This window comes from Streptomyces panacea (genome assembly GCF_040560175.1).
In the GTDB taxonomy this organism is placed as follows: domain Bacteria; phylum Actinomycetota; class Actinomycetes; order Streptomycetales; family Streptomycetaceae; genus Streptomyces; species Streptomyces panacea.
Genome location: NZ_JARJHW010000314.1, coordinates 1 through 4,601, shown reverse-complemented (window position 1 = coordinate 4,601; position 4,601 = coordinate 1). Strand labels below are relative to the sequence as shown.

The window sequence follows — 4,601 nt, the reverse complement described above, 5'->3', positions numbered from 1 at the left end:
CGCGGACGGCCAGGCCCAGACCGTTCAGCTCGTCACGCAGGGCCCGGACGTCCTCCCCCGTATCCGTCTTGCGCATCGCGTGCGCGCGGGCGCCCAGCAGGGCGTTCGCCCCCACCGGAAGGCCCGGCGTGTCCGGGACCCAGAGGTGGAAGTCGGCCTTGTGCGGGTCCTCGGGGGCCCAGGCGTAGCCGTGGGTGGTGAAGGCGGCGGCCAGGGCGGAGCGGTTCAGGTCGAAGGGCTCGCGGACCAGCTCCTCGGTGTGATGACCGAGCAGTACGAGGAACTTGCCGTCCAGGAAGACCGGGCCGACATCGCCCCGTCGCAGCTCGCGGGTCTCGTCGCGGATCTTGAGCGTCAGCCGGGTGTCCGACACCCGTACGGTCAGCGACTCGTGCAGCGCGATGAACCCCACCAGCACCCCGAGCAGCACGCCCGCCGTCATCCCCAGGACGGTGAGCCACGGTTCGGGAATGGAGTTCAGCAGCCTCGCCGGGCCCTTCAGCGGGGCCCAGCTCCAGCCCACCAGCCAGTTGGCGAGGAGCTTCACCAGCCAGCCGACGACCGCCCCGGCGGCGGCGAACGCCGGTACGAGCCAGACCGGTTGGGCCAGCACGGTGACGTCGGAACCGTGCCGCGCGACGTCGGCGCCCTGCTTCGCGTTCGCGTTCGCGTCGGCCGACGCCGAAGTCTTCGAGCGTTTTCTCATGGTCATGTTCAGGCGGTCGCGTTCTTCTCGACGAGGCCGGCCGCGTAACCCGCCGCCAGCCCGAACAGCGCGATGACGACGTAGCCCAGCACCTCGTACCCGTCGGGAATGAGGAAACGGAAAAAGCCGAAGAAGGCCGGCAGCCGGTCGGCCCACTCGTTGAGGAGCCCGGTGACGCCCGCCGTGACCAGCACGAAACTGATGAACCCGAGGATTGCCTTCATCCTCCGAGGCTAGGAAGCGGAAGCGGGGGCCGGTATCCGTCGAAGGGATCCGGGGGCGTGACCAAAGTATCGGCCTTGCGGCGGAGGCCCGCTCCGGATCGCGCGTGACCCGAGCGCCGTCCCTCTCGTACCGGATCGTCGCGGCCCCGGCCTCGCTCGTCGGGCCTTGACCTCGATCGCACTCCAAGTCCTAGAGTGCCCGGCGTACGCCCCAGCAGATGCCTGACCAGCAAGGGAGCACGACATGCGTTACCGCACTCTCGGCGGCACCGGTATCGAGGTGAGCGCCCACTGCCTCGGCACCATGATGTTCGGCTCCGTCGGCAACGGCGACCACGACGACTCCGTACGCATCATCCATTCCGCCCTCGACCGGGGCGTCAACTTCGTCGACACCGCGGACATGTACTCCTCCGGTGAGTCAGAGGTGATCGTCGGCAAGGCGCTCAAGGGCCGCCGCGACGACGTCGTACTCGCCACCAAGGTGCACTTCCCGATGGGCGAGGGCCGCAACCGCGGCGGCAACTCGCGGCGCTGGATCGTCAAGGAGGTGGAGGAGAGCCTGAAGCGGCTGGGGACGGAGTGGATCGACCTCTACCAGATCCACCGGCCCGACCACACGACGGACATCGAGGAGACCCTTTCCGCGCTGACCGATCTCGTACGGGAGGGCAAGATCCGCGCCTTCGGGTGCTCGACGTTCCCCGCCGAGGAGATCGTGGAGTCGCACGTCGTCGCCGAGCGCAGGGCGCTCCAGCGGTTCAGGACCGAGCAGCCGCCCTACTCGATCCTGGCGCGCGGCATCGAAACGGCGGTGCTGCCGGTGTGCGAGCGGTACGGGATGGGCGTGCTGACGTGGAGTCCGCTCGCCTCGGGCTTCCTCACCGGCAAGTACCGCAAGGGCGGCGCGATCGACCTGACCGCGGGGCGCGCCGCGCTGAGCCCGGCCCGATTCGATCCGACGCTCCCGGTGAACATCGCCAAGCTGGAGATCGTCGAGCAGCTGGCCGAGCTGGCGGAGAGCATCGGCTGTTCGCTGCCGGAGCTTTCGGTGGCCTTCACCGTCGCGCATCCCGCGGTGACGTCCGTCATCATCGGCCCGCGCACGATGGAGCAGTTGGACGGTCTGCTGAAGGGCGCCGCGCTCACGCTGGACGACGCGACGCTCGACCGTATCGACGAGATCGTGCCGCCCGGCACGAACGTCTACCACCCGGACGGCGTCTGGAAGCCGCGTGCGCTGACCGAGTCCTCGCTGCGGCGGCGCCCGGTCGGCGCCCGCGCCGCCGCGTAAGGGCGCGGGGGGACCGGGGATCAATACCGGGGGGGGGATCGGTCAGGTGCGTGATCGGCCAAGTGGGCTCTCAGGCGGCTGACTTGACCATCGCGGGCGGCGCGAACACCACATCGGCCGGGACGCGCGCCGCCACCATCCGCCGGTAGCGGTCGAGTTGGGACGGAGTGTTCACGCACAGCGCGCCGGTGACCAGCTGTCCGTCGGTGTACACGGCGACGAATCGGCGCTCCGCGACCATCCCGGCCACGATGTGCGGGACGCCGGTCGCGAGCCCGACGAACTGGATCTCGGTGCCGTACTGCTCCGACCGGAAGTACGGCAACGACTCGAAGGACATCGCGCATTCGCCGTCCGCCAGCAGCGTGTCGGCGGCGGCCGCGGCCTGCTCGACCGTGTCGCTCCGGTGCTCGGCGTCGCTCCCGTCCCCGACCCGCATCACCTCGCCGAACAGCGGGTTGAACCAGCGGGCCACGCTCCCGGCCGCGACGACGCGCGAGGCACCGACCGCCGTGCACGTCGCGTCCAGGAGCACCCCGTCCCCGATGTCGAGACCGCTCCCCCGCAGCCATTCGGTACGCGGCGCGAGCCCCGTCGCGATCACCACCACATCGGCCGGTACGAGACTGCCGTCGGCCGTCACGACCCCCTCGGGGCGGAGGGACACGGCAAGGGTGCCGGTCGTCATGACCGTGCCGTGGTCGCGGTGCAGCGCCGCCAGCCCCCGCCCCATGTACGTACCGACCACACGCCCCATCGGGGCGGCGCCCGACTCGACGACGGTGACGTCGAGCCCCCGGGCCCGGCAGTACGAGGCAACCTCGCAGCCGGTGAATCCGGCGCCGACGACGGCGACCCTGGGGCTGCCGACGAGCGCGGCGCGCAGCGCGAAGGAGTCCTCGGCTTCCTTGAAGGTACGGAGGGCGAAGACGGCCGGATGGCCGCCCTCCAGCCCGGCGGGTCGCCGCGCGTCGGCGCCGGTGGCGATGACCAGTCCGTCGAAGTCCAGGGTCCGGCCGCCCGACAGGCGGACGGTACGGCCGACGAGGTCCAGCCCCTCGGCCGTCGTATTCGGCAGCGGGTCGACGTCGAGGCCGGGTGGGGTGTGGCTCCCCGCGTCAACCAGGGTGAGCCGACCGTCGAAGCCCCGCCGCCGCAGGGCCTCGGTGGCGCGTATTCCCGCGGCGGAGGCGCCGACAACGGCGATATGACGGAGCGTTCCGTCGATTCCGCGGATCCCGGTCATTACCGTTCGCCGACCCGGATCCCCCGCTCGGTGGCGTACTTCATCAGTCCGACTTCCTTTTCGCGCAGGGGTTTTTCGCTCGACAGGTTACGTACCCGTTCCCTGTCAAAGAGTGTTAAACATCCCCGAATATCGCCGAACTGGAGGGTGCGGATGTGGGTGTGGCGACCCGCCACCCACAGGTCCCCCTCGACCAGCGCGTATCCGTCCCGCCCCGCCGCCTGGTCGAGCAGGGTGCTCAGCCGCCGTACGCGACCCGCGCGACGTACTGGATGTCGTCCCCGGCCGGGACCGACATCGACGCGGACTCCTGGACCCGTGTCACCAGGGTCACCCGTGTCACGAGACGCGGCTGCGCCGGCACATCGTGCTGGACGGCCCGTCCGCCACCTGGATCGAGGAGGGGCGCGAATGACGGTGTACGACTCCGCACACGACCCCGACCGGGCCGGCGGCCCCACGCCGTCTCACACGGTCGGCCCCTTCCACGGTTACGCGTTGCCCTTCCCCGGCGGCGGCGAGCCGGCGCCCGTCGGGCATCCGGACGCGATCTCCGTGCACGGGGCGGGTACGACGGCGCGGGCGCGCCGGTGCCGGACGCCCTGGTGGAGCTGTGGCAGCCGGACCAGGCGGGTGAACCGGACGTCGACGGGCGGTTTCCCGGGGCAGGACGACTGCCGGGCGCGCGCCCGGGGCGCGCCCCGTACCTCAGTCTGTGCGTCTTCGCGCGGGGGCTCACCCGTCACCTCGTCCACCCGCCTGTACTTCCCCGGGCACGACGAGGCGCGCTCCGCCGATCCGCTGCTCGCCTCGCTGGACGCGGACCGGCGGGAGACGCTGTTGGCGAAGGCCGGGCCCACGCCCGGCACGTACCGCTTCGACATCCGAGATCCGACATCCGACTGCAGGGCGACGAGGAGACGGTGTTCCTTGACTTCCGATGACCACGCCGCTGACGACGCCGCCGGCCGGGCCGCAGACCCGTCGGATTCCGTTCTCTCCCCCGACGCGGGGCTGCTCTCGCCCGGCCGCGCGGGCTCCGCCGCCGAGACGGCGACCGGTGATGCCGCCTTCCTCCGGGCGATGCTCGACGCCGAGGCCGGGCTGGCGCGCGCGCAGGCGACGGTCGGT

The 4,601-nt window shown here is 71.3% G+C and carries 4 protein-coding genes and 2 pseudogenes; 3 read left to right on the top strand and 3 right to left on the bottom strand.

The annotated features are described in order from the left end of the window. Both P3L51_RS35260 and P3L51_RS35255 read right to left on the bottom strand, forming a co-directional pair. The coding region (locus P3L51_RS35260; RefSeq protein WP_354609445.1) for a YqeB family protein at positions 1-712 on the bottom strand (712 nt) is incomplete at its 3' end. Between the two features lie 2 nt (positions 713-714). Next, a complete protein-coding gene (locus tag P3L51_RS35255) occupies positions 715-930 on the bottom strand; it encodes a hypothetical protein (RefSeq protein ID WP_354609444.1) in 216 nt (71 codons plus the stop codon). Positions 931-1,174: 244 nt separating this feature from the next. Between P3L51_RS35255 and P3L51_RS35250 the strand changes: the two genes are divergently transcribed. Continuing rightward, a complete protein-coding gene (locus P3L51_RS35250) occupies positions 1,175-2,224 on the top strand; it encodes an aldo/keto reductase (RefSeq protein WP_354609443.1) in 1,050 nt (349 codons plus the stop codon). A gap of 70 nt (positions 2,225-2,294) precedes the next feature. Here P3L51_RS35250 and P3L51_RS35245 read toward each other — a convergent pair whose 3' ends face one another. After that, positions 2,295-3,470 (bottom strand): NAD(P)/FAD-dependent oxidoreductase, encoded by a 1,176-nt coding sequence (locus P3L51_RS35245; RefSeq protein ID WP_354609442.1) that lies wholly within the window; start codon positions 3,468-3,470, stop codon positions 2,295-2,297. A gap of 411 nt (positions 3,471-3,881) precedes the next feature. Here P3L51_RS35245 and P3L51_RS35240 point away from each other — a divergent pair. Together P3L51_RS35240 and P3L51_RS35235 are read left to right on the top strand one after the other, a co-directional pair. Continuing rightward, positions 3,882-4,414, top strand: a pseudogene (locus tag P3L51_RS35240) (peptidase associated/transthyretin-like domain-containing protein). Continuing rightward, positions 4,401-4,601 (top strand): annotated as a pseudogene (locus P3L51_RS35235) (3-carboxy-cis,cis-muconate cycloisomerase); the annotation flags it as partial. The pseudogenes P3L51_RS35240 and P3L51_RS35235, both read left to right, overlap by 14 nt.

Coding starts and splice junctions, on each gene's coding strand:
- P3L51_RS35255 (WP_354609444.1), bottom strand. CDS start 930: ATGAAGGCAATCCTCGGGTTCATCAGTTTCGTGCTGGTCACGGCGGGC.
- P3L51_RS35250 (WP_354609443.1), top strand. CDS start 1,175: ATGCGTTACCGCACTCTCGGCGGCACCGGTATCGAGGTGAGCGCCCAC.
- P3L51_RS35245 (WP_354609442.1), bottom strand. CDS start 3,470: ATGACCGGGATCCGCGGAATCGACGGAACGCTCCGTCATATCGCCGTT.